Below are 26,920 nucleotides of genomic sequence, written 5' to 3' on the forward strand. Positions count from 1 at the left end.
TTAACTGTAATTGGGATCCGCTTTCGCTGATCTTATAATTACTTTTTCATTACATCAAAAGAACGTTTGAACCGAAGCTCAATGATCTGTTTTTCAGATTTTTATTCCGACAAACTCTTTTGTTTATCGCTACTTCTTTTCAGAAGCGAGTGCAAAGGTAAGAACTTTTCTTTTTAACTTCCAAATCTTTTTTCAAAAATTTTTGAAGTTTTTTTTGAGTCATTTTCTCAACTCTCAACACTCATTATTTATCACTTCAAAAGAGAAGTTTTTAAAGCCTTTCGTTAAAGGCGAGTGCAAAGGTAAAAAGAGTTTTTTAATCTGCAATGCTTATTTTGTTTTATTTAGAAACTTAATTTTCATTGCTTCATTTTACTCTGACACAAAGATTTGTATCATCAAAAAAGTCTTCTTTTACATCATGTTTTTGTTGGCTTTCCGTTCAAAAGCGAGTGCAAAGGTAAGAGCTTGTTTTGAAAATGCAAGGGCTATCCAATAAAAATATTTCAAAGAAAAGTAAATAAAAACACACCCTACTAATATATAGACTCTTAAAGTCATCTATTTAATGCGGGCAAATATACTTTTATATTACACCCTAGCCCTTTTTCTGAATTTAGCTCTATTTCACCACCCAATATTTCTACAGCTTCTTTGACAATGAAGAGTCCTAACCCTGTTCCTTCTTTATATTCAGATGCTCTATAAAACATATCGAAGACTTTTGATTGGTCACTTTGTGAAATTCCTTCTCCATTATCCTCAAATTGAATTTCAATACCATTCAAATGGTCTTTGATTACAATGTTTAAGAACTTATACCCTTTCTCAGCATCACTATACTTCACACTATTTGTAAAGAGGTTGGTTAGAATACTTCTTAAACGGATTCTATCTGAAACAAATCGTTTGCTCGTGGAGATATCTAAGTTGATCACAAAGTCACTACTTAAATGAAATTGATGACTATCTATGATCAACTTCAATTCTTCAAAAAGGTCAATTGATTTAGGTTCTAAGTTTTGTCTATTGTTTCGTAAAAATTCACCAAAGTCCTTAATCAAATCCAATACCCTATCCACATTTTTATTCATCATGGGAAGGTACACTCTCATTACTTCTTCTGGCTTTTCTTTATAAGCAAGGTTTAGTAATCCTTTTAAAGAGGTCACTGGTCCTTTCAAATCATGAGTAGTACTATATAAAAAGCGATCTAGTTCTTTATTGGTTTCCTTTAACTCTTTATTTTTTGCTATCAGTCCCTGCTCATATTCTTTTCTTTTAGTGATATCATGAGCATTAAATATTGTATATAGTTTGCCCTGGATTTTTGCAAGGTTTGCACTTAACTCTACATCCACATAAGAAGAATCTCTTTTTCTCATTTGCACCTCTATTTTTGAGGGATTGGAAACATCACCAATACGACAGTTGTTTCTATACTCCAATATCCTATTGTGATCTCTTTCATGAAAGAAGTCTAAAAATACCTTTCCCCTTAAATCAAAGTAATTACTAAACCCTAATAAGCGTTGCAGCCCTTTATTATAATTGACCACCCTGCCCGAAAATTCAGCAATGAAGCTATCTTTCGCTGCATTAATCATTGATTTAAGCCAGATCTTTTTACTCTTGCTTAATTCTTCTTTCCTTTTCCTTTCTGTAATATCCGTTACAGCTCCCACAAAACGCAAAAGACTTCCTGATTGATCGTAAATCGCTCTTCCTTGAATATTCAAGAATTCTAATTGTGTAACATTTAATAGTTGCCCACTACATTTTATATCAAGATCAATAGGTTTATGTAATATTGAAAGACGTTTAATTGCTTCCCTAAAAACTATACGGTAATGCTTATCAATATAATTGAGTTGTGTTTTAGTAGAAGGTATACCTTGTGATTTATCTAAATTCAAAAGAGTATATAGATGATCAGACCAATAATAACGCTCTTCTCGAGGTTCATATACCCAATTTCCCACATGTGTTACTCGTTGTATTTCATCAATGTAGGTTTCATTTCTTTCTAAGAGTCCTAATTGCTTCTTTTGCTGAGTAATGTCTTGAATTCCTCCATAAAGTCCGACTACCCTATTATGTCTTATAATTGGCCTACCTGTTAATCGCACCCACTGTTCTCCTCTATATTTTCCTCTGATTAATAACTCTAGGTCAAAATCTGATTGTGTCTTATAGGATTTTAGCAATTCTTTTTTCGCTTTCAGGTAAGATCTTTCATCACACATACTCAGCAAAGCTGTCGGATTTTTATAGATAAATTCTTGTGAAATGCCGATTACCTGAGCCACCTCCTCCGTCACATTCATTGTTTTAGAAAAACGATCATATACCCAACCACAAGCTTTGATCAATCGTTGCATCTCTTTTAACATCTGATTGTTTTGCTCTTTTTGAGTGACATTTTTAAGAGTAGTAAAAACAGCAAATCTTCTTTCTGATATCTTTACCTTTCTAGTCTGTACCTCAAAAAGTAAAGCTGTACCATATTTTGATCTTAAGTCAATGAAAAGCTTGTGAGGGGATTCTACCTCACTTGATGATAAAATAAGTTGAAATTCTTCCAGAAAATGAGCTCTTAAAGAAGGATGGATGAATTCTGTAAATTTTTCTCCAATAATTTCATGCTCCGAGTATTGTAATAAATCCCTTAGGTACTTGTTGATTTTTACAATTTTAAAATCAGTATCTATGATTGAATAGCCAATATTGCTCTGCTCCAACATAGAACTAAACATCTCTTCTACTGTAGAACGAGTAGTGATGTCTTTACTTCTTATCAGACAAGCTTCAACTTCTTGTCCTTGTAGATAAATAGGTTGGTAATGTGTCTTTAGAAAAACTTGTTCGCCGGAATGTAAATAATAAGATAACTCAGATTGAAATTCCTCTCCATTAAATGCTTTATGAACTCCAATTTTTAACCGTTCATACTTTTCTAAGAAATAATGCATTTTAGAGCCTATATCCTCTACCTTACCTAATAACCTTCTCCCTAAAGCTTTTGATGCATTATTGTAAAATAATACTTTAAAGTTTTTGTCAATAATGAAAATTGCATCATCTGAATGCTTCAATAAAAGATGATTGGTTAACTTTAAAAATGAAACATTGTGGTTTAAATCTTCTTCTTGTTGTTTAATGATAAAGGTTTTTTTATCATTGATGATTTCTATTTTCTGATAGGTGCCGTTTTCATAATATAACTTCTGCTCTAATGATGCACCATAGTTCAATTGTTCTAATTCTAGAAAAGTGCCTCTAAAAATACCATGCCACTCCCTTGGACAAAACTCAAAGAAATTAATTATCTCATCTCCTTCCGGATATTCAATACCTAAAATCATTTGGGCTTTGTGACTTTCTAAGAAAGAATAATTCTCTTTTTCAATTATAAAAAAAGGAATATTTTTGTCTTTCTCTATTAAATTAAGGAAAGTCTCTTTATACATAGCGTAATTTATATTAGTTACTCAAAGTAGAAGCTTTTTCTACGAGAAACGGTTAGTTATTTCCGACATTATTAATTTTATATACTAAAATAAAAAAAAACAAATGATCTCAAAAATTGTAACCGGTGTTTGGAACTGGGGAACACTTAGTTCGCAAGAAATTTTAAAGTTAATTGAAACAAGTATTGACAACGGTATAGATACCTTTGATCATGCTGATATATATGGAGGTTATACGATTGAAGAGCAGTTCGGTAAAGCACTTGCTTTAAAGCCTGACTTGCAACAGAAACTTAAGATCGTAACCAAGTGTGGTATAAAATTGATTACACCTAACAGACCACACCATCAAATTAAGTCTTATGACACAAGTGCTAGCCACATTATTCAATCTGCAGAAAACTCCCTTAAAGTATTAGGAGTTGAAGTGATTGATTATTTATTGATCCATAGACCTGATCCTTTATTAAATCCTGCTGAAGTCGCTGAAGCTTTTACTTCTTTACAAAAAGAGGGCAAAGTGAAAGCTTTTGGGGTAAGTAACTTTTTGCCTCATCAAGTAGATATGTTACAAAAGGAATTCCCTTTGAGCATTAATCAAATTGAAATCTCGCCACTTCAAACAAAGGCACTTTATGATGGGTCATTAGATAATTGCTTGAAAAATAATATTCAACCTATGGCATGGTCGCCTTTAGGAAATGGTAGAATATTTACAGAATCTTCACCTGAAATTCTACATCTGAAGAAAGTTGTACAGGAAGTTGGAGAGAAATACAACCTTGGTATCGACCAAACCATTTTTGCATGGCACCTTACACATCCGACTGCGATTGTTCCAGTTCTTGGTACAACAAAAGCCAGCCGTATTGTTGATGCTGCAAAAGCAATGAATGTAAAACTAGAGAGAGAAGATTGGTTTAGAATATTAGAAGCTGCTGAAGGTCATGAGGTAGCCTAGGTGAAATAAATAGTATGTCTGATAAAACTTCAAAAATTCAAGACCCTGGCGTTGGTGTTCAATATGAACATGAAACCAAGCGTATTATTAACCCTGATGGTAGTTTTAATGTAAAAAGAATCGGTACTGCCAACTTTGTACGCGATGCTTACCATTGGTTGATCACAATTAATTGGCTTCCTTTTATCACAGTGATTGGGAGTGTAATTGTGGCTACAAATGTGATCTATGCATTCTTATATATGGCTTGTGGAGTAGAACACATCACGGGTGTTTTCAAAACCAATAGTTTGTGGGATGAATTTGTACAAGCATTTTTCTTCAGTGTCCAAACTTTCACAACAGTGGGGTATGGAGCAATGTCTCCTCAAAGTCATGCTATTAGTTTAATTGCAAGTTTAGAAGCTTTTAACGGATTACTTTTATCTGCTTTTTCTACCGGTATTCTTTATGGTCGTTTTTCAAGGCCTATTTCTAAAATTGTCTTCTCAAAGAATGCATTATTGACCAAATTCAAGGATACTGACAAAGATTGTTTACAATTTAGAGTTACCAACAGTAGAGCAAATACTTTACTGAATCTTGAAGCCTCTGTTTATGTTTCCATTCAAAAGAAACAAACGGATACAAACGGTAATGAAATATTTAGAAGGCAGTTTTATGATATTTCCTTAGAAAGGTCAAACATTATGTTTATGCCTCTTTCATGGACAATTGTACATATGATTGATGAAAAAAGTCCTCTCTATAATTTAACATTGGATGATTTGATCCATCAAAATGGAGAAATCCTTATTGTATTAAAGGGCTTTGATGAAACTTTTGGGCAAGATACCTATACCTACCACTCTTATTTTGCGACAGATTTTGTAGAAGGTAGAAGGTTTGTTAGAAACTTTCATGTTGATGAATCGGGCGATATCATTCTTAGTGTAAAAGACATTCACTTAACGGATATACTTCCATCCAAAGAAGAGAAAAAATAACTTTAATAATTACGGCTATTACTTCATTTAAGTAATAGCCGTAATTATATTAGGACAATCCATCCTTTACTTTTTGTGCTTTACTATTCCCTATCAAATCCGCTAATTCCTCTACAGGAGCAGCTTTAATATTCGTAATTGTCTTATAATGCTTCAAAAGCTTCTGAATGGTATTAGGCCCTACTCCAGGTATATCTTCTAACTTTGAGTGAATACTTCCTTTACTTCTCAAATTTCTATGAAATGTAATACCAAAACGGTGTGCTTCATCTCTTAATCGCTGTACTAATTGAAGCGATCTTGATTTTTTACTTAAGTGTAATGGAATTGGGTCCTCTGGGAAAAATATCTCCTCAAGCTTCTTTGCAATACCGATGATTGGTAATTTTCCATAAAGTCCTAAGCTTTCTAAAGCAGAACATGCTGAACTCAGTTGACCTTTTCCTCCATCAATAATAACTAATTGTGGGAGTTTTTGCTTTTCTTCCAACAACCTTTTATAACGGCGATATACCGCTTCTTCCATTGATGCGAAATCATCTGGTCCCTCTACTGTTTTTACATGAAAGTGTCTGTAATCTTTTTTGGATGGTTTACCATCTTTGAAAACTACACAAGCAGAAACAGGGTTAGTACCTTGAATATTTGAGTTATCAAAACATTCAATATGCACAGGCACTTCTTTAAGTTGCAGTTCATTTTTCAACTGTAGTAATGTCTGATAATTACTTTTCTTATCGCTGATCTCTCCTCTTGAAGTTTCTCTTTCACGCTTAAAATACATTGCGTTTTTGAAAGACAATTGAATAAGTTTCTTTCCATCTCCAATTTTCGGAACTGAAAATTCCATTCGATCATCTTCCTCATCAAAAGAAGTGATTTCAATATTCGTATATATTTTCCGTGTTGAGGTTCTGTATCGCTCTCTAAATTCCATGATAGCGTGCAGCAGTAATTCCTCATCTTCCTCGTCCATTCTTTTTGTGATCTGATTAGACTCAGCATAGATGATCCCCCCATTCATGATTTTAATGAAATTGACGTAAGCAAATCGCTCATCAGAAATGATCGCATATACTTCTACTTCTTTTAAAGTAGGGGAAACTACAAGTGACTTCGATTGGTAATTTGTGATCAACTCTAGTTTTTGCTTCCAAGTATTTGCTTCTTCAAAAGCTAAAGCAGCTACCGCTTCTTCCATTTTCTGAGTAAAATACTCTCTGGCAACACTCAGGTTACCCTTCAAAATATTAAGAATCTGCTTAATATCTTCATTATAACTCTCCTCGGTTTGTTTTCCCTCACAAGGCCCTAGGCAATTGTTGATATGGTATTCTAAACAAACTGAGTATTTAGCTGCTGCTACATTTTCTTCCGAAAGGTTATAAGTACAGTTTCTTATTTTATAGAGTTGCTTGAAAAGATCCAGCAAAGCAGACATTGCTCTTCCGTTGGGGTAAGGTCCAAAATAACGATGCCTTTTATCTGATGTATTTCTTGTAGAGAAAACTCTCGGAAACCTTTCTTTTGTAACGCAGATATATGGATAGGTTTTATCATCTTTCAAAAGAATATTGTACTTGGGCTGATTCTTTTTGATAAGATTATTCTCTAATAATAATGCGTCATATTCAGAGTCTACTACTGTATATTCTATCCCTCTAATTTCAGAAACTAACCTTTTGGTTTTGCGATTCATACCGGCTTGTTTCAGAAAATAAGAAGAAACTCTGTTTTTCAGTTTTTTTGCTTTTCCTATGTAGATGATTTTCCCTTCCTCATTGAGGTACTTATAAACTCCTGGCTGAAGGGGAAGGTTCTTGACGACCTTCATCAACTCTTCTTTATAATCCATAATTTTTAAATATAATCATCTATTCCATAAAAAACGGGAATTTATTGATCAATTAAATGCACAACGGAGACGTAGTTTTAATCACCACGTCTCCGTCATTTTATGTTTAGTTCAGTTGTCATCATCACTGAACAACTGATTGTATTTTTCGTCGAATTCAGGTTACCTCCTAATCCATTAATTTATTCAACAGGTTAAAACGTGCTTCGACAATTTTATTTTTATCATAAGTACTCGGGTCTACCTCAAGAGGTTTTGCCAGTACAGAAGCCAATTTTAATTTCTGTCTTCTTGAAAGATTTTGAATGTCTTTTTTATAATAATAATCCGCAGCTTCACCAACACCGTAAATATTGTCACCCCACTCTGAATAATTGAGGTACAATTCCAATATTCTATTTTTATCTAATATCAATTCCATCTCAACAGCTGCCAAGGTTTCTAAGTAAGATCCAAGGTTATTTTGATGTGGAAATAAGAACATTGTTCTCGCCACTTTTTGAGAGATGGTAGCAGTGTTAGGAGAGGACTCCATTGAAAAGCCTTTATGTATTTTAAAAGAAGGGTCATCCAAACCTACTATTGCTGTTTGCAAATCTGTTGGAATGCTTTCTTTTGGTATAAACTTAGGAGTGATAATATTCGTGATATCAAAATGAGACCTCACACACATAAACATAGACATAGAGGGATTTGCCCACTTTACATAAAGTGAACCTAATGCTATATATGCAAAAAATGAAATGTGAGCGATAATCGTTAGAACGGCAAGTCGTTTTAAAAAGGGTACAAACATGCTAGTAAATCATTTAATAAATAGGCATTTTAATGTTATAGTGATACTACAATTTAAGATAACCTGAAAGTTTTGTGAAGTAGTTTGCTGTTGGATGACCAACATTTATAATAAAGTTCTAGCTTTTCTTTATTAAATAAAAGAAAATCATTCACTTTCTTCCTCTTTTCTGATTGGAGCTACAATAGAAACTCTCTGCCAGATGGCTACCAAATTACAACCTTCTTCATCTTCTTGAAGGAAGATAGAGAACTTCCTGAAAATTTTAAATGAATTCAATGAGGGTAACTTCACTCTAAAAACATCTTTAGATTGATCATATTTAAAAGTTCCCCATTGCCCTACTGCTTTGTTGACAATTAATGTCCACTCCGCTGTATCCGGAATAGCATATAAAGAATATGTCCCGGCCTCAAGCGGTTGCCCTGCCAATGTTACATCTTCGGTCACTGTGATTTCAGTAGCATCATCATCTCCAAAACGCCAAAGTTTTCTCCATGGGACTGATACTCCAAATTTGGTATCAAAATCTGATTTCATCTTTGGTCTGCCATACGTCACTTTTACATAAGTACCATCTTTCATGGTATAAGTAGCCAAACCTGTTTCACTCTTTCTTGGTTTATGTTCCAATTCTTGAGCAAATACGTTGATACTTAAAAGTGAAAACAGTAGTAATAATGTGTATATATTTTTGATCATCTCTTTGTAAAAATAAAAAGCGGACATTACCGCAATGATAATGTCCGCTCAAATATCGTAAAGAAATTTTAAAGTACGCCCTTTGTACTTGGAATTTCATTATTACCTTCTTCTACTTGAATGGCCATTCTTAGTGCTTTTGCAAAAGCTTTAAATGTACCTTCAATAATATGGTGATCATTATCTCCTGAAGTTTTGATGTTTAAATTACATCCTGAAGTATCTGAGAATGACTTAAAGAAGTGTGAAAACATTTCAACAGGGAAATCTCCAACTCTTTCTCTAGACAAAGGAGCATCACAAACAAACCATGGTCTACCTGAAAAATCTAATGCTACTTGTGCTAATACCTCATCCATTGGAGCAATAAAGAATCCATATCTTGCGATTCCTCTCTTATCACCTAATGCCTGCTTGAAAGCTTCTCCAATTGCTAAACCTGTATCTTCAATAGTATGGTGCTCATCAATATGTAAATCACCTTCTACTTTAACCGTCAAATCGACTTTACCGTGTCTTGCTACTTGATGCAACATGTGGTCAAAGAAACCAATTCCTGTTGATAACTCAGATTTACCTGTACCATCAAGGTTTACTTGGATCAGAATTTTTGTCTCATTTGTTATTCTCTCTACCTTGGCGGCTCTTCCACCTGCCTTATAGTTTTTCAAGAAACTATAAATTTCTTTCCAAGATTTTGTCGTTAAAACAGCATCTGACTTTTGTACATCACCGATTAAGATACCCTTAGCTCCTAAATTTGTCGCTAATTCAACATCTGTCAAACGATCTCCAATTACAAAAGAATTTGCCAAATCATACTCGCCGGACATGTATTTAGTCATCAGGCCTGTTCTTGGTTTTCTTGTAGGAGCCTTTTCATGCTCAAATGTTTTATCAATTAAGATATCATCAAACTCAATGCCTTCTCCTTTTAATGTTTCTAACATTTTATTTTGAGCAGGCCAGAAAGTGTCTTCAGGAAAGCTATCTGTTCCTAGTCCATCTTGATTGGTTACCATTACCAATTCATAATCCAATTCTTCTACAATGTTCTGCAATTGAGAGATTGCTTGAGGAACAAATGCTAGTTTTTCCAATGAATCTACCTGATAATCTACAGGAGGTTCAACAATAATTGTCCCATCACGGTCTATAAATAATGCTTTTTTCATCTTAAAGTTTGTTGTTCGTTAGAAAGTTATTGGATGGTACCGTTACGCCATTTTTTGACAGTATCAAACCACACACGTTTATAATCATAAGAACGCTTCAGAACATAATGCGTTCCAGTGAACTGATTAATATCTTCAATAAAGTCAAATTCTACTTGTCCATGATTTAAGTTACTATCATAAGACCATCGAATTCCACCATCTATATTAGAGATTTCATCTGGTGCTCCAAAAATAATAAAAACTATACCTCTATCTGTTTTCCAACCTTCTTTATATTCTGAAAACTGTGTATTTGCTTCTGAAACTCTTTCAAAATACAATTTGATCAGCCGCTTTGCATTATCAGGTGACCCTGCTACATTGATCCAAAAGTTTTCAAATGCCTCCCTTGGTCGCTTCCCTGTTTTGAAAGACATCATTTCATTTTGTGTAGAAATATAAACCATAGGAGGATAAATATTTCTCATTTTCCGGTATTTCGGAAAATCAGAAGGCATGGCTGTAAAACCTACTCCATCTCTACTTGTCGTATCTGTTTGAATAAAATACAGCCCCGTTGTTGCTATTTCTATCGGTTCATTTGCTTTTACCTCAAAAGTAGAATCAATAATCATTGGGTTACCTGTACTTGCATTTTCGACCATTGGTGGAGGTGCAGGCATAAAGTCTGTAGAAAAGTGATATACAAAATATCTTTGGGCATTGTCACCCTGAATAGTAAAATTTTCTCCTTCTCGAACATATTTTGCTGTACTTCCTAGATTGACAGTGAAATTAGAGACACTTTGAGCTTGTAGTATAAATGGGGTAATAATTCCAATGAATACTACTGCTATTATTTTAACAGTTTGTTTCATCAATTAAACTTATTAGATGTTCTATAGATCTCATTTTTAGGGATAGTAGAAGTTAATGCAAAAAAATGAAGTTTTCAATTCTACAGCACCCTTAATTGAAAAAAGAGAGTGTTGACCTCTGTAAGAGAGGATAGACATAAAAAATAAGGGTAGACATACTGGCCTACCCTCACTATTATATATTTGTTTTGAAGAGCTTAATCGCAATTGCTAATAAGATAATACCAAATACTTTCCTCAAAATATTTGCACCTCCTTGTCCTAGCTTCTTTTGAATCCACCCTGAACTTTTCAATACAATATATACAAATATCAAATTGATGAAAATCCCTAAAAGTATACTTAAAGTTGAATACTCGGATTTCAATGAGATAATTGTTGTCATTGTTCCTGCTCCTGCAATCAAAGGGAAAGCCAAAGGAACAATAGATCCTGTACCTCCTTCATCTGCTTCACTTCTAAAGAGCACAATCCCTAATATCATTTCAATTCCTAAAAGGAAAAGGATTATAGCACCTGCAATTGCAAAAGAACTTACATCAATCCCAAAAAGGCTTAGAATCTGTGTACCTACTATCAAGAACAACACCATGATAACTCCTGCTACAATGGTTGCTTTTCCTGATTCAATTTTCCCTTCTTTTTCCCTTAAATCGATAATGATCGGAATTGATCCCACAATATCAATTACAGAGAAAAGGATAAGTGATACAGACACTATTGCTTTGAAACTAACATCTAATTCCATACGTACTCAGACAAAATTTATTTAACCATTTATTATTTTTTGTGATCACTAATTTCAAAAATTGAATAGAACCACTTTTAGTGCATTTTGAATGCGATGTACTCTTTCAAAAATAATGAATAACTACCCTCTAATATCAAGATGGATGTAAATGATACTTTACCTTGATATTCTTATTATTTTTATCTGAGCACCTTGATTTATATCTAACTATTCGCCTTCCATGACGAAGCCTGCACTTTTCAAATCTTCCCAATAACTAGGGTACGATTTTGCGACTACACCTGGCTCTTCAATGTCTAATTCTCCAAGAATAGACAACGGGGCAAATGCCATTGCCATTCTATGATCATCATAAGTATCGATTGTTTGACCTTCAATCTTGATTCCTCCTTTAGGAACTCTGATTTCTTCATCACCGATTACTTCGATCTCCAAACCTAATTTTTTGATTTCGTTTTGAAGTGCAGCGATTCTATCAGTCTCTTTAATTCTTAAACTCTGAAGACCAATCATTCTTCCTTCCATCCCTAAGGCTGCGACTAAAGAAACGATCGTTTGTGCTAAATCAGGACAGTGTGTAAAATCATAGTAGAATTTATCTGCTAATGCTGTTTTAGTGAGGCGAACTCCATCTGCTTCAAAAGTACTCTTCACTCCTAGTTGTTCCATGATTTCCACAATGGCCTTATCACCTTGTAGAGAATCTTCTCTCAAGTTCATGATTTTCACTTCTGCTTCCTCAGAAAGAGCAACAATACTATACCAATAACTTGCTCCAGACCAATCTGATTCAATAGTATAAGCACCACTCTTATAGTTTTGAGGAACAACAGTAATTACATTATCTTCCCATTTATACTCCACTCCAAAACGCTCCATCAAGCTTAATGTCATCATGATGTAAGGTTTAGAGTTCACATCGCCTTCCAATACAATTTTTAACCCTTGAGGAAGTGAAGGAGCGACTAAAAGCAATGCAGAGATATATTGGCTACTAACATCACCTCTAATATTTACTGTATCTGTAGCTTGAGCAAAGCTCTTTATTTTATGTGGAGGATAACCTTCATTGTTCATATAATCAATGTTTCCACCAATAGAGCGTAATGCATCTACAAGAATTCCGATAGGTCTTTCCTGCATTCTTGGAGTACCCGTCATAATTGTCTGACGGTTATTTGCCGTAACATAAGCTGTCAAAAAACGCATTGTTGTACCTGCGTCCAATACATCCAAAGTTAGGTCATCGCTACCCAATAAACGCATCATTGTTTGCGTGTCCCTAGCCATAGAGATATTATCTAACTGAATATCCTCTTTTGCAGATGCTTGAATAATCAGCGCTCTGTTACTTTCACTTTTAGAAGATACCAAAGGCACATCTAAACTTACTTTTTTTGTAGGGTGATAAATTTTCATTTGTCTGTTAGTGATTTTGGTTCTCAAAAATTTCCATTTCAAAAAGTGTTGCAAGGTGATTTTTCAATACCTCTTCCACTTCTTTCATATTGACTGCATGACCTAACTCTTGCTCCATAGAAGTCACTGCTTTATCAGAAATACCACAAGGAACAATATTACCAAAGAATTTAAGGTCTGCATTAACATTAAGTGCAAAACCATGCATGGTCACCCATCTGCTTGTTTTCACACCCATCGCACATATTTTTCTTGGGTTTGGATCATTATCTTCACCAATCCAAACACCTGTTAAACCATCTATTCGCCCTGCTTTTATACCGAAATCTGCTAAAGTTAGAATAATAGCTTCTTCCAAAAAGCGAAGGTATTTATGTATATCCGTAAAGAAATTGTCCAGATCTAAAATAGGGTAACCTACGATCTGTCCCGGACCATGATAAGTAATATCTCCACCTCTATTAATCTTGAAAAATTCAACATGCTCCTTTTCCAATCCTTGTTGATCCAACAAAAGGTGCTCTTCTTTACCACTTTTACCTAAAGTGTAAACATGAGGGTGTTCCACAAACAATAAATAATTTTTTGTTTCAATTGGTGCTTCTCCTCTGTCTGTTCTCCTTCTATTTTCCAATTTTGTTTGAACAATAGCATCGAACAATTCTGTTTGGTAATCCCATGCCTTAGCATAAGGCATCTTACCGATATGTTGAAATTCAACTTTCTTATTCATGTTCCTCTCTTTTTCTTTTGCAATGCATCACATGAAGTCATTGAGTACAAAAACATTACTTCTGTTTCAACACTTTCTGCATTCTCACGAATATTTATGCGAATTTGCACAAAAAAAACCTCTCCTTTATAAAGAAGAGGTTCATATCTACTAAAAAGTATCTTTTTTTTCTAATTCGCAGACTTAATATAAGCTAAGAAGTCACCTTGGACACCCAAAGTGTTCGCTAATTTAAGCATAGCTGTAGCTTCCATCTCACTGATATACCCTTTTCTATTGTTGGCATCCCATGCAAGACGTATGTATTTTAATCTCGTTTCTGGAGGAAAATCCATCATTACATCAGAGAGATAATCTTTTGCTCTATCAAAAGCATTGACATAATCTTCTCCGATAAACTGCGTTGCCCATTCCAATTCTTCATGACCTTGAATGTTAGTGGCAGTCTCCTCCAAGATTGCTTGTTCATCCTCATCTAGTCCGTGATAATGAAATATCACCGATTTGATTAATAGATAAGCTTTTTTCTCTTCACTAGTCATTTTTTGTAATTGGAGGTTTTTGTCTAGACAAATATAACATTAATGTTAGTTCAAGCAAATAAACGTTAACGATTAAAATTAAAAAACTATTCAGAGCATGCTTTATGTAACATCCTTTAAAACAATACATTCAACATGCTCCAAACTATTTTCTAAACTAAAGATACAGTATTATGGACTTTAAAGTCAAAAACTACTTCACTTTTTCCATAAAATATTCCAAAGTACGCTTCAGACCTTCAGAACGATCTACTTTTGGCTCCCAATCTAGAATTTCTCTTGCTCTTGTAATATCTGGCTGACGTTGTTTTGGATCGTCTTTAGGAAGATCTTTATAAACAATCTTAGAACCTGAGTTCGTCAACTTCACAATCTCTTCTGCAAAATCCTTAATAGTGATTTCCTGAGGGTTACCAATATTTACTGGATCATGGTAATCAGACATTGTTAATCTGTAAATACCTTCTACTAAATCATCAACGTAGCAGAAAGATCTTGTTTGTGAACCGTCACCAAAAACTGTAATATCTTCACCTCTCAATGCCTGACTCATAAACGCTGGTAATGCTCTACCGTCATTCAGACGCATACGAGGACCATACGTATTGAAGATTCTTACCATACCAGTGTTCACACCATGGAACGTATGATATCCCATTGTAATTGCTTCCTGAAAACGCTTCGCTTCATCATAAACCCCTCTTGGTCCGATTGGGTTTACATTACCCCAATAATCTTCCTTCTGAGGGTGTACATTAGGATCACCATATACCTCAGATGTAGATGCGATCATAAAACGTGCTTTTTTCACTCTTGCCAAACCTAATAAGTTGTAAGGTGCTAATGAACCTACTTTTAGGGTTTGAATTGGCATTTCTAAGTAGTCAATTGGGCTTGCTGGAGAGGCAAAATGTAAGATGTAATCTAAATCACCAGATACGTGAACAAACTTTGTTACATCATGGTGGTAAAATTCGAAGTTTGGATTTCCGAAAAGGTGTGAAATATTGTCTTCACTACCCGTTAAGAAATTATCCATTCCTACAACTTTGAAACCATTTGCTAAAAATTTGTCACATAAGTGTGAGCCAAGGAAACCTGCGGCTCCCGTGATTAATACTCGTTTCATGATATATTAAATAAGTAAAATTTTGTCTTAAATGTAGCTGAGCACTAATAATCAGACTTTATAATTTCTTATTGAAATTCTTCTGATTTTGATTATAAATAATCTTCTATGTCTCCCAAACCTTGACGAACTACATCAAAATCTCCGCCAACTAAGTTGATTACTGTTGATAAATGAATGTTTCCATATCCTCCATCAATAACAGCATCCACTAAATGACCATATTCCTCATAAATAAGTTCCGGATCTGTAGGATATTCTTGTATATCATCATCCATTTTTAATGAAGTGGTGACAATAGGATTGCCTAATAGATTGACTAATTCTCTTGGAATATTATGATCTGGAACACGAATACCCACCTCTTTTTTCTTTGAGTCGACCAGTTTTGGTACTGAATTACTCGCTTGCATGATGAAGGTAAAAGGTCCAGGTAAAGCCTTTTTCAACACCCTAAAAGTAGGCGTTTCAATATGCTTTACATAGTTTGTAATATCTGAAAGGTCATAACAGATAAAAGAAAGATTCATTTTATTTGGTTTCAACCCCTTAAAACGGATTAGCTTTTTAAGTGCATTTTGATTCATAAGGTCACACCCTACACCGTAAACTGTATCCGTTGGATATATGATTAACCCTCCTTTTCTCAAAATATTTACTACTTGATTGAGCAACCTCTCTTGGGGATTATCTGCATTGATTCTAAAAAATTCTGCCATGGCTTTACTTTTAAAGGAGTGAAGATAATCTTTAAGTACCAAGACAAAAACTATTTCATACTATTAATTAGTATTTCTCGTGATAACGATGACTTAAAAACGATCAATAGTATAACTCTGTTTTATCAAACCGTCATTCATACGACCTAAAATGAAATTCTCACTTTTAATATTCAGGTTTTAATAGGCTTAAATTTCCGGCTTTGTACTTAGCTTTACTTAAATTACCTATATAATGCGGTAATCTCAACAAAAGTTTTCATTAATATTGAAGATCTAAATAAAAAAATTGAGAAGGTCATGGCTTATATCACTATTCCTGTAAAAACATGGTATTTACAGAAAGACAAACAGCAACAAACGTATTTAAAATTTTCGCTGAAAGGAAAAATTAAAGAATGGCACCCTATAAATAACACTGAATACCTTGATGTGTATAATGCTATTGGGAAAGACTGGGGCTGGACTGGAAGAGTTTTAATGGCTGAAAAAGAATTAAGCGACTGGTTAAACTCACTGGAGTCTAAATTCTATTTACTAGAAGTAGAAGGAAGAACAGCCGGTTTTATAGAGTTCGACTTTAAAGATGCAACAAGACCCGAAATTGTTTACTTCGGACTAATGCCAGATTATATTGGAAAACAATTGGGTTTGCCTTTCCTCACTCATGCCACTCATTATATCGAAAAGTTAGAGGAGGTGGAAAATGTGTGGTTGCATACTTGTGAATATGATCATCCCTCAGCAATTAAAGTCTATCAAAAAGCTGGGTTTGAAGTTTATAAAGAAGAAGTGGATGAAGAACCTTATGATGAGGATTTTTTGAAAGAGTTTAAAGAAAAGTACAAAAGCTAACAAATCATTTTCCCAAAGGACCTTCATATAGTTATGAATTGATCAACAGGTAATACTGGAGTAAAGTTCAATTGAACTATTGAAAGTAATTTAGCATCCAAACATTTTTTGTATGCAAACTTTATTAGCTATAGGTCTTTTCCAGACTGTATTGTCAATTTTTTTGATTTTTGATTTAGGGCGAATTAAGATCAATAGATCACCCATGATGCTAATGCTGATTTTTTTAGCATTTCATTTTACTATCAAAAGTTGTCTCCTCTTTATCGTCAAAGATGAATACATGTTCCAGTATTTTTCTACATGTTTCAACTTTGCTTATGGTCCTTTGGTCTTAGACTTTTTATATATCCAATATGGAAAGAAAAGACTTACTAAAATGCATTTCATTCCATTGTTTATAGGCTTTGCTGTCTACCTCTATGTTGGTGTGATGACATTGATCTATAAGGAAATAATATTTTTAGAGTACTATAAAAAGTATATTCCACTGTTGATGGTTCTTAGTACAGCTTGTTATTTTGGCTATATATTCGTTTGGTTAGTTACAAAGAGAAAGTTTCCTAATTCTTTTGCAAGATGGATTGCTCCAATATCAGGCCTCTTAATTACTATTTTCATAATTGCCCTTTTCGATATCATTCCTCAAGAGTATCTAAGAGCTAGTGTTTATATTTTATATATACTTATTGGCTTCCAATATTTAAGGTATGAACTAGAGGTAAAGGAAAAAGTAATGCAATGGAATAGTGAAAAAAATGCTCTTCTGCAACCTGACCTATTGATTGAACAGGAAGAACCGAAAGAAATCTCCACTATTTCTAAAAAATATGAACGCTCTAGTTTATCTGAAAAAAAATGTATGGAGAACGTTACGAAAGTAAAACGTTTAGTAGAAAAAGAAAGACTTTATTTAGATCAGGACTTCTCACTTTCTGACCTTGCCCAAAAAGCTGATATACCTAAACACCACCTCTCAGAATCATTGAACTTGCATCTACAGAAAAGTTTTTATCAGTTTATCAATGAATATAGAATTCAAGAAGCTATTCGACTTATAGAAGAAGACCCAAGTCGAAAATTATTGCACTTGGCTTTTGATTGTGGTTTCAATACTAAAGCTACTTTCAATACTTACTTTAAAAAGGTGACTGGAAATACTCCAAGTCATTTTAAAGCAGAAATAAGAGGAAGAGTGATCTAATTATTGAGTAAAAAGGTAAAAATAGATTGGGGTAATACATCCTTAATAATTTTGTAACACAACCTCAAAAATCACATTATCAATCAATTACATATTAACAACCAATTGACTTTTACGTTTTTCTTCAAGACAACTCTCCTTGTCGATTTTTTTTGAGTGAGTCTTCAATTTTGGGTATCACTTAACAAAACGAACAAATGAAATCTATTAAGATTGTTTATTTCATCTCACTTTTGACATCCTTATTTTGTGGAAGCTTTTCAGCTTTTGGGCAAGAAAAAGGAGCTGTATATGGTTCTATTGCTGATGCAACTGGACCTCTTCCTGGAGTTAGTATTAAAATACAAGGAACCAATATAGGAACCATAACTGATCAGGCAGGAGATTTCTACCTTTCTAATATCAATGAAGGAAATCACACCTTAGAATTCTCTTTTATTGGCTACACTAAAATCAGTAAAGATATCACAGTAGTCAATGGACAAAAGCTTGATTTGGGTGATGTTAGAATGGATGAAAATGCAACCGAACTTGAAAGTGTTATTATCACTAGTCAGTATCTACCTTCTCAAGTAAGAGCTTTAGGATTACAAAAAAAGAGCCTTGCGATTGGTAATGTACTTGCAGCAGATCAAGTGGGTAAGTTACCAGATAGAAATGCAGCTGAAGCGCTTCAAAGAGTACCAGGTGTTTCTATTACAAGATATAGAGGGGAAGGTCAGATGGCTATTGTACGTGGTACTCCTATGGAATGGAACTCTATGCTAATCAATGGCAGCAGACTTCCAGCCGGCTCTACGTACAGCGGAGGTTCACGATCAACAGGACTAGATGTTTTCCCTACAGAGTTAATTGAATATGCTACTGTAACAAAAGCATTGACTCCTGATATGGAAGGTGATGCTATTGGCGGCAGTATTAACCTTCAAACTAGAAAAGTAGCCAGTGATAATGGATTAAATATCAACTTAGGAGCTGGTTATAATGAGAAAGGAGAACAGCCCGGATATAATTTCGCAGGTATTTTTCAAAAACGATTCCTCGATGGAAAACTAGGAGTTATTGCTTCAGCATCTTCTTGGAGCAGAGGTGTTACTCAAGATAATCAAATCATCAACTATAACTATATGGTAGAAGAGGCTCCAACCTATTCTATCAACAATCTGGAATTAAGACAATATAGAGGACAACGTACTACTACAGGTGCTTACTTAGCAACTGATTATAAATTCAATGAAAGGCATCAAATTTACTTAAGCGGAACATTTAACCGCATGGGTGAAGATTACAAAACAAGACAGTATACCTTCCACTTTGATGATGACGCTGCTGAAATGCTAACGAGAAGAAACGCAGCGAACACAGATTTATTTGGAGGAGAACTTGAAGGTGATCATCAATTGGGTAAAGGCTGGAAACTTAATTGGAAGGGTTCTTATTATGAAACAGGCTCTCTTATGGGTACTCCACTTGATAATCAATATATGGATTATGGACTACCATTTACTTACTTCAGACAAAATGGTGTCACTTACGGAGGCAAGGCAAATGATGGTTATAAATACCTAGCCATGGATTCTCCAAATGGTATTGGTGATCACCCAGGAAACATTTTACCACACAATGAAGTGGGCTTAAATCCTGATTTGATGAACTTGAATATGATTATTCTTTATGGTATTGAGGGGAAAGAAGCAGATCAGACGTATCAGTTCAATTTAGAGAATCAGCTTCATGAAACTTTCAAGTTAAAGTTTGGAGGCAAGCACCGTAGAAAAGAACACACAATGGTTACTGGACAAGCACTTTATTTATCCATAGCTGGAATTGGTATTCCAGGTGCTCCAGTTTATCCTTTATCATCCTTCAATACAGAAACTCTTCCTCAACGTAACCAATTTTTGAGTGAAATGGGATCGCCTTACGGTAATAATTTATTACCACATATTACAATGAGCGACTTGGACAGAACTGCATCTTGGATTGATACCAAAGAAGCTCAAGGGGCATTTATGGACCTGACTAATACAGATAATCTTTTACTGGCCAATACAAATGCTAGAGAAAATGTAACTGCGGCCTATGCAATGGGAGAATGGCAATTAAGCAACCGTTTATTGTTTGTTGGTGGACTTCGTTATGAAAATACTTTTGTTCAAATGGACGGTTATGAAATGGATATTGATGGCAATTTGAAAGCTGTTTCTCCATCAAACACTTATCATTCTCTCCTTCCGATGGCACATTTAAAATACACTGCCAATGAACAAACCAACATACGTTTTGCTTATACCAGAACATTTGCCCGTCCTAATTTCTCTCAACTAAACCCTTCTACTTCTTCAAATATGGGAGCGAATGGTTTACCAACAGTAAGTGGTGGTAATATGAACTTAAAACCTACTTATGCTCATAACTTTGATTTGATGGGAGAATATTTCTTTAAAGATATAGGTATTTTCTCTGCAGGGGTATTCTTCAAACAACTCAATGATGTCATCTATACCAATGCTTCTCAAAAAATGGTGGATGGTACGCTAACTACTTTCTATCAACCTGAAAACTCTAATGGAGGTTGGTTGACTGGTTTAGAATTAGCCTTTTCAAAACGTCTTACTTTCTTGCCTGGTTTTATGTCCCGTTTTGGAGTTGATATGAATTATACATTCACGGCTTCTGAAGTTGAAATTCCATTATCTGAAGAAGAATTGGTTTATGAACCTCTTAAGAATCAGCCAAAACACATTTACAATGCTTCATTATTCTATGAACACAAAGGTTTGATGCTTCGTTTAGCGGCGAACTACAAAGGTGAATTTATATCTGAATATCGTTTAGAGGCTGGTCCTGATCATTATCAATGGTATGACAAAATGTTTATGCTTGATGCCTCTGGAAGTTATTCCATCAGTGATAGAATACAGGTGTATGTAGAAATGAACAACCTTACCAACTCACCGCTAAAATACTACCATGGTACTTCTGACCGACCTGAAGAAGTGGAATACTATGGCATCAGAGGTCAATTAGGACTTCGCTTCAACTTATAAAAACCATTTTATTAATCAATTCTCCCTACAATCATCTGGTAGGGAGAGTTATCTACAGTTTATCAATATGAAAAAAACAGCAATCACAGTGATGTCCTTGATCACAATGGCTTGTGGGAACTATACCCCAACTGAAGCACCTGAAAGAACTTTATATGAAGAAATATATGTCAGCAGACAAGATGATGGTGGCTATCACTTTACTAACAATGGCAATAAAGAATGGCTGGTATTTTTAGAAGAAAAGAATATTGGAAAACTAAATGATAGTCTTGAACTTACTTATGATAAAAATGAAAGAGCCGTATTTTTAGCTGTTTCTGGCAATGACAGTTTATGGGTTTCTGAGCGCAACTTATCCATTGAGGGGGTTCCAAATTTTAGAGATATAGGCGGTATTAAAACCAATGACAACAGACAAATCAAATGGGGTAGCATTTATAGAAGTGATGATTTTTCATCTACAGAAGAAAGTGGCTGGGAGAAACTTACAGCCATGAATGTGAAGCAAAAGATAGACTTCCGATCTCCTCAAGAGAAAAAAGACAACCCCGATATTTTTGAGGAAAGATTAAATGGCAAAGAATACAGTCTGATTATCGACCCAGGTAATATGGATGAGTTTAAAGATATTATTACTGATAAAAACACTACTCAGGAAGATATTGATAAACTGCTTCATGATATGAACCGCCTTTTTGTTCAACAATGGGCTTATAGATATAAAGAATATTTTCAATTACTGCTTGAAGCTGAAACTCCACTTGTATTTCATTGTACTGCTGGTAAAGACCGTACTGGCTTATGTTCAGCATTAACGTTATATGCTTTAGGTGTAAATATGGAAACCATCTATGATGAATATGAATTATCGAATCATTACCGTCATGGAAACAATGAAAAATTGGTAAAGAAAGTCGCATTTATGGGCATTCCTCCAGAAATCATGAGAAGAGCAATGGGCGTTGAAAGAAGTTGGTTAAAAGCCGGTTTTGACCAAATCGTTCAAGATTATGGTAGTGTTGACAAATACTTTGAAGTTGCGTTAGAATTATCTCAAAACGACATTTTAAAATTAAGAAACAAGTACCTTTATTAATCATTTTAGCTTCCCAATTCTCCCCTTATTATTCTTAATCATAGAATAGTAAGGGGCTTTTATTTTTAGAATTTTTCTAATGGAATTTCAACAACTTATGACTTCCCTTTTCTGTTTATCAATAAATCTATTTTTTTTCAACATATTCGTATTATAAAGCGGTAAGTGCACAAAATATTTACTGCATAACCAAGTGATAGACTATGAAAAAAATCTGTTTTGCGACAAACAATGTCAATAAATTAAAGGAAATACAACAGCAATTGGATGGACTTTACACTATTGTAAGTTTAAAAGAAATTGGTTGTGAGGAAGAGTTGCCAGAAACTCAAGAAACTTTAGAAGGAAATTCTTTACAAAAGGCACAATACGTTTGGAATAATTATGGTGTGAGCTGTTTTGCAGATGATACAGGCTTAGAAGTAACGGCACTTAACAATGAGCCAGGAGTTTATTCTGCAAGATACGCTGGTCCTCAACGTGATTCTGAAGATAATATGGATTTGGTATTGAAAAACCTTGAAGGAAAAAAGGATAGGTCCGCTAAATTCAGAACTGTTATTACGTTGCTTTGGGAAGGAAATGTAGAACAGGTAGAAGGAGAAGCGAAAGGTGATATTATTTCTGAAAGAACAGGTGATCAAGGTTTCGGGTATGATCCAATCTTCAGACCTGAAAATGAAACAAAAACATTTGCTCAGTTATCTTCTGCTGAAAAAAATAAAATTAGCCACAGAGGCAGAGCAGTTTCTAAATTAATTGAATTATTAAAAGATAAAGTTTAGATTTAGAATTGTTCGTACAAACTTTCACTACTTTTTTATTTTTATGAATAAACTAACATTACAATCTGAGAAAGAGTACAAAAACTTTGGTTTAGCTTTCGGACTAGGTTTTATTATTGTACAGATTTCCCCTCTTATTTATGGATTAATTAATGGAGGAAATGCAAGCACGTGGACTACAATTGGACTCATCGTCACAAGTCTTTTCAGCTCACCTGCCATCCTATTTTTAGGGATCGGACTATTAAAAGGATATAAAGAAAAAGCAATTTTCTGGGTAGGCATCATGGGGTTGTGGATGAATGTAATGCTCAACCTTTACATTCAACAAGGAGGAGAAGTGGTGTATTTAGAATCTATTTTACATACACTTTCTAGAAAATTAGTGGCTCTGATTATTTCATTATTAATCATTCGTCATTTCATCGCTACCAAAAACCTTTTACAGCTGTTTCTTGGTTTTGGTATATATGTCATAATGTCCACTGTTAGCTCATTTATACAATTCAGTGATAGCTTAGCTACTGACGAAATTGTGAGTCAAGCACTTTGGGGTGCTTTATTCTATGTCTTTGGATTAGCTTTTGGATATCTTTTATTTACTATTTTCTCTGGTAAAAATGATCATGAAGGTAATCAAGCTGAGGTCATTACACCAGGTTTCCAAAATGCTCAATTGATATTTTACTTTATGATTTTCTGCTTATACTTTGCAGATATTTGGATGGGACAATCCAATTTAAGAACCAATGTCAATGTCCTTTTCCAAGTACTTTTCGCATCGATAGGCATTATATATTTCACTAAAAATATTATTACAATTGGTATGGCCATGACACTCCTTTCTTTGATTGGAAGAATCATTGTATTCTCTAAAGATATGAGTGCGATCAATACATTAGGGGTGGCTATTACCTTATTGTTCTTAATATTATTTGAGATGTCAAGAAGACAGTTCAATGATGGAAAGAAAGGAAAGCGAAACAAGTAATTTCTTTTTCACCCTTTTCTATGAACAAAAAGAGCAATTGTAATTTCATATCACAATTGCTCTTTTTGTTCATAGAAAATATTAAGTGCATTAAAATCTAATCTTTTTCATATTTGATTTTAATTCCATGATACCTCTCTTCAGGCTCATAATCTTTTTGAAGTGGGTGACCAACCCAGTCATCTGGCGATAAAATTCTTCTTAAATCAGGATGATTCTCAAAACGAATACCTACTAAATCATAAGCTTCTCTTTCATGCCAGTCCGCTGCTCTCCAAACAGAAGTCACACTCGGTAAAGTAGGGTTTTCTCTGTCCAATATTACTTTTAATGTCAATTTATGACCGAAAGGGATGGAATAAAGATGATAAATCACTTCCATCGTTTTTTTTGTAGGGCCATTATCTACACCAGTTAAACAAGAAAGCGAATCAAAATAAGTTGTTTTATTCTCCTTCAAAAACTGACAAACTATTGCAATATTCTCTCCTTCCACTATGATTTCATCTTGTGGCTTAATAGGATTATAAGTCAATTTACAATCTGATAGATTTTCATTGATAAAAGCTAATATCTCTTCTGTTGTCATTTCTAAGCCGTTTTTTCTTTTAATAGATTTTCTACAGCAGTTGGAGCCATTAAAGTTTCTTTTTTGATTTCATCTCTTAACTTTAATATTCCACCAATCAACGCTTCTGGTCTTGGTGGGCATCCTGGTACATAAACATCCACTGGAATAATTCTATCTACACCCTTTACTACATTATAGCCATGTTCCCAATAAGGACCGCCACAATTTGAACAAGATCCCATTGAAATTACATACCTAGGTTCTGCCATTTGTTCATATAAACGACGAACTCTATCAGCCATTTTGAAAGTAACCGTTCCCGAAATAATCATACAATCCGACTGTCTTGGTGTTGCTCTTGGAAATACTCCAAAACGATCCAAATCATAATTGGAAGCAAACGTACTCATCATCTCAATGGCACAACATGCCAAACCAAAGCCTAAAGGCCAAAGTGATGACAAACGAGCCCAGTTAATGAGATCGTCTACTTTTGATATAACTATTTCTCCTTGACCGAAGTTCTGGTCCATTAGTCCTTTCATAGCGATATGTAATAAAGTTTAGTTTTTTAATGTTGCTAATAATTCGGCACCACCGTTTGCTAAAGTTTCCTTTGCAATTTGAGTTCCCGCCTCCTCTACTTTATCAGCATCTACAGTATAGGTGTATCGAATTTGAGGTTTACCTTCTGGTACTGCTAAACCTCCTGTAATGTTTATTTGTTTATCTTCTGTCCATGTCGCCAAACAAAAAGCAGGAATACTACAACCACCTTGTAATTCTTTCAAAAAGGCTCTTTCACCTCTTACACAACGTTCTGTATCTTCATCATTGATTGCATTTCTTACTGCTTCTTTAATCTCAGCATCAAGTGTTACCGCAGATTCGATCGCTACACACCCTTGTCCCGTTGCAGGAGTAAAAGTATCTAATGGCAATTCATGAACAATCATATCATCGTATTCCATTCTATGAACTCCAGCATAGGCCAACATCAATACATCACATAAACCATCTTTCATTTTCTGAATTCTTGTTTGTAAGTTTCCTCTAACGTCAACAATTTTTGCATTAGGGAATTGGCTCTTAAGCATTGCTACTCTTCGTACAGAAGAAGTACCTATCACAATAGCTGAAGATGAATTGATCTCCAATCCTTCTTTATGACTCACAAATACATCGTGGCATGCTTCTCTTTCCGTAAAGGCAATTAATTCAAAGTCATCGCCTAAAGAGGCCTGCATATCTTTTGCACTATGAACCGCAATATCAATCCCTCCATTTCTTAATTGTTCTTCTAATTCTTCAGTGAAAACACCTTTTGAACCAATTTTTGAAAGTGAACGGTCTAAAATTTTATCTCCTTTTGTTTCTATCAGTACAAGTTCAGCCTTATGATTATTTTTTTCTAAAAGCTCTTTTACATAATAAGCTTGCCATAAAGCGAGCTTACTTTTACGAGTACCGATTTTTATTATTCTCTCTGCCATAGTTGTATCTTTCTAATGTTGCGAAGATACACACTAAGAAATTCAAAATAAAGGTCTTATAATGGAATACAAAAAAAAGACATTCAATATGTATCGAATGTCTTTCCACAACTGGTTAATGTTACTGGTGTATCATGCCATATAATAGGTGACTAACCTATTATCTTTACCTATAACAATAATAATGTATAGAAAGTTTATTTAGAAACATTTTTAGAAATAAAAATGATTTTCTTGAAATTTTAATATGATATTTCCATAAATCTTCAATTAAGAGGCTGTTTTCCTTAACAAGATGTAAAATATGGATATTGTTCTTATTTGAATTCAAGATTAGTATATTTGCCAATGCAAATTAATGCGAAGACTATTATATGAAACTTAAACACTTTAATCTTTCCATTGGTACTCAAATTATGAAAGCCCTTGGCGAAGAATCAAGAATACGTATCATGCACCTCCTTTATGAAAATGAGGAAATGTGTATATCAGATATTGAATTAGTTTTAGATTATACCCAAACTAAAACCTCTAGGCATTTGATTTACATGAAAAATGCTGGATTACTCAATGTTAGAAAAGTAGATCAATGGTCTTTTTATTCGATCAAAGAGGAAATTTTGGGTATTGTAGAAACCATCTTTAATTACATGGAAAAAGATACTACATTAATTGAAGATCAAACTACTTACAATACTTTATTTAGTAATAGAGAACTCGCAATCAATAAGATTGAAAGAAGAAGAATGAGTCATTATCCAATTGGAGATTAAT

At 34.2% G+C, this 26,920-nt stretch carries 24 protein-coding genes; 9 read left to right on the plus strand and 15 right to left on the minus strand.

Annotated elements, in window-relative coordinates; translation table 11 throughout:
• Positions 1-557 precede the first annotated feature (557 nt).
• Positions 558-3,470 (minus strand): PAS domain S-box protein, encoded by a 2,913-nt coding sequence (locus IC221_RS22180; protein ID WP_188171053.1) that lies wholly within the window; start codon positions 3,468-3,470, stop codon positions 558-560.
• Positions 3,471-3,573: 103 nt separating this feature from the next.
• Between IC221_RS22180 and IC221_RS22185 the strand changes: the two genes are divergently transcribed.
• On the plus strand, positions 3,574-4,431 hold the full coding sequence (locus IC221_RS22185; protein ID WP_188171054.1) for an aldo/keto reductase family oxidoreductase: 858 nt from the start codon (positions 3,574-3,576) through the stop codon (positions 4,429-4,431).
• Between the two features lie 14 nt (positions 4,432-4,445).
• On the plus strand, positions 4,446-5,417 hold the full coding sequence (locus IC221_RS22190; RefSeq protein WP_188171055.1) for an ion channel: 972 nt from the start codon (positions 4,446-4,448) through the stop codon (positions 5,415-5,417).
• 49 nt (positions 5,418-5,466) lie between these two features.
• On the opposite strand, the gene uvrC is transcribed toward IC221_RS22190, so the two are convergent.
• The 11 genes from uvrC to IC221_RS22245 form a co-directional block, all read right to left on the minus strand.
• Entirely contained in the window at positions 5,467-7,272 is a 1,806-nt protein-coding gene (gene uvrC / locus IC221_RS22195; RefSeq protein WP_188171056.1) for an excinuclease ABC subunit UvrC, read from the minus strand.
• A gap of 169 nt (positions 7,273-7,441) precedes the next feature.
• Positions 7,442-8,068: a transglycosylase domain-containing protein gene (locus IC221_RS22200; RefSeq protein ID WP_052444706.1), complete on the minus strand. Its 627-nt coding sequence runs from the start codon at positions 8,066-8,068 to the stop codon at positions 7,442-7,444.
• A 147-nt stretch (positions 8,069-8,215) separates the two neighbouring features.
• Entirely contained in the window at positions 8,216-8,770 is a 555-nt protein-coding gene (locus IC221_RS22205) for a DUF2911 domain-containing protein (protein ID WP_172665947.1), read from the minus strand.
• 68 nt (positions 8,771-8,838) lie between these two features.
• Positions 8,839-9,945, minus strand: a complete 1,107-nt coding sequence (hisB, locus tag IC221_RS22210) for a bifunctional histidinol-phosphatase/imidazoleglycerol-phosphate dehydratase HisB (RefSeq protein WP_188171057.1) — start codon at positions 9,943-9,945, stop codon at positions 8,839-8,841.
• Positions 9,946-9,971: 26 nt separating this feature from the next.
• Positions 9,972-10,805 (minus strand): GWxTD domain-containing protein, encoded by an 834-nt coding sequence (locus IC221_RS22215; RefSeq protein ID WP_188171058.1) that lies wholly within the window; start codon positions 10,803-10,805, stop codon positions 9,972-9,974.
• Positions 10,806-10,980: 175 nt separating this feature from the next.
• A complete protein-coding gene (locus IC221_RS22220; protein ID WP_044211455.1) occupies positions 10,981-11,553 on the minus strand; it encodes a MarC family protein in 573 nt (190 codons plus the stop codon).
• A gap of 210 nt (positions 11,554-11,763) precedes the next feature.
• Entirely contained in the window at positions 11,764-12,975 is a 1,212-nt protein-coding gene (locus tag IC221_RS22225) for a 3-phosphoshikimate 1-carboxyvinyltransferase (RefSeq protein ID WP_188171059.1), read from the minus strand.
• Positions 12,976-12,982: 7 nt separating this feature from the next.
• Positions 12,983-13,708, minus strand: a complete 726-nt coding sequence (lipB, locus tag IC221_RS22230) for a lipoyl(octanoyl) transferase LipB (RefSeq protein WP_188171060.1) — start codon at positions 13,706-13,708, stop codon at positions 12,983-12,985.
• 170 nt (positions 13,709-13,878) lie between these two features.
• Positions 13,879-14,250 carry a hypothetical protein gene (locus tag IC221_RS22235; protein ID WP_044211452.1) on the minus strand — a complete coding sequence of 124 codons (372 nt, stop codon included), beginning with the start codon at positions 14,248-14,250 and terminating at the stop codon, positions 13,879-13,881.
• 193 nt (positions 14,251-14,443) lie between these two features.
• Positions 14,444-15,379 (minus strand): UDP-glucuronic acid decarboxylase family protein, encoded by a 936-nt coding sequence (locus IC221_RS22240; RefSeq protein ID WP_044211451.1) that lies wholly within the window; start codon positions 15,377-15,379, stop codon positions 14,444-14,446.
• Between the two features lie 92 nt (positions 15,380-15,471).
• The gene (locus tag IC221_RS22245) at positions 15,472-16,098 is read right to left on the minus strand and encodes an L-threonylcarbamoyladenylate synthase (RefSeq protein ID WP_188171061.1); all 627 of its coding nucleotides are present in this window, start codon (positions 16,096-16,098) and stop codon (positions 15,472-15,474) included.
• A 300-nt stretch (positions 16,099-16,398) separates the two neighbouring features.
• Here IC221_RS22245 and IC221_RS22250 point away from each other — a divergent pair, with 300 nt between their 5' ends.
• The 6 genes from IC221_RS22250 (at position 16,399) to IC221_RS22275 (ending at position 24,082) form a co-directional block, all read left to right on the plus strand.
• Entirely contained in the window at positions 16,399-16,953 is a 555-nt protein-coding gene (locus IC221_RS22250; RefSeq protein ID WP_188171062.1) for a GNAT family N-acetyltransferase, read from the plus strand.
• Between the two features lie 112 nt (positions 16,954-17,065).
• Positions 17,066-18,157 (plus strand): helix-turn-helix domain-containing protein, encoded by a 1,092-nt coding sequence (locus tag IC221_RS22255; protein ID WP_188171063.1) that lies wholly within the window; start codon positions 17,066-17,068, stop codon positions 18,155-18,157.
• 197 nt (positions 18,158-18,354) lie between these two features.
• Entirely contained in the window at positions 18,355-21,207 is a 2,853-nt protein-coding gene (locus IC221_RS22260; RefSeq protein ID WP_188171064.1) for a TonB-dependent receptor, read from the plus strand.
• Positions 21,208-21,274: 67 nt separating this feature from the next.
• Positions 21,275-22,306, plus strand: coding sequence for a tyrosine-protein phosphatase (locus IC221_RS22265; RefSeq protein WP_188171065.1), 1,032 nt, complete (start codon positions 21,275-21,277; stop codon positions 22,304-22,306).
• Between the two features lie 203 nt (positions 22,307-22,509).
• Positions 22,510-23,091, plus strand: a complete 582-nt coding sequence (rdgB, locus tag IC221_RS22270) for an RdgB/HAM1 family non-canonical purine NTP pyrophosphatase (protein WP_188171066.1) — start codon at positions 22,510-22,512, stop codon at positions 23,089-23,091.
• Positions 23,092-23,134: 43 nt separating this feature from the next.
• The gene (locus IC221_RS22275) at positions 23,135-24,082 is read left to right on the plus strand and encodes a hypothetical protein (protein ID WP_188171067.1); all 948 of its coding nucleotides are present in this window, start codon (positions 23,135-23,137) and stop codon (positions 24,080-24,082) included.
• 97 nt (positions 24,083-24,179) lie between these two features.
• Here the strand turns inward: IC221_RS22275 and IC221_RS22280 are convergent, their stop codons facing one another.
• The 3 genes from IC221_RS22280 to hemC are packed head-to-tail and all read right to left on the minus strand — an operon-like array spanning position 24,180 to position 26,146.
• Entirely contained in the window at positions 24,180-24,671 is a 492-nt protein-coding gene (locus IC221_RS22280; RefSeq protein WP_188171068.1) for an NADH-quinone oxidoreductase subunit C, read from the minus strand.
• A gap of 2 nt (positions 24,672-24,673) precedes the next feature.
• Positions 24,674-25,198 carry an NADH-quinone oxidoreductase subunit NuoB gene (gene nuoB, locus IC221_RS22285; RefSeq protein ID WP_044211443.1) on the minus strand — a complete coding sequence of 175 codons (525 nt, stop codon included), beginning with the start codon at positions 25,196-25,198 and terminating at the stop codon, positions 24,674-24,676.
• A gap of 18 nt (positions 25,199-25,216) precedes the next feature.
• Complete coding sequence (hemC, locus tag IC221_RS22290; protein WP_188171069.1) at positions 25,217-26,146, minus strand: hydroxymethylbilane synthase; 930 nt, start codon at positions 26,144-26,146, stop codon at positions 25,217-25,219.
• A gap of 374 nt (positions 26,147-26,520) precedes the next feature.
• On the opposite strand from hemC, the gene IC221_RS22295 reads away from it, so the two are divergent.
• Entirely contained in the window at positions 26,521-26,919 is a 399-nt protein-coding gene (locus tag IC221_RS22295; RefSeq protein WP_188171070.1) for a metalloregulator ArsR/SmtB family transcription factor, read from the plus strand.
• The last annotated feature ends 1 nt before the right edge of the window (position 26,920 follow it).

Source organism: Flammeovirga sp. EKP202, assembly GCF_014534745.1.
Lineage (GTDB): Bacteria > Bacteroidota > Bacteroidia > Cytophagales > Flammeovirgaceae > Flammeovirga.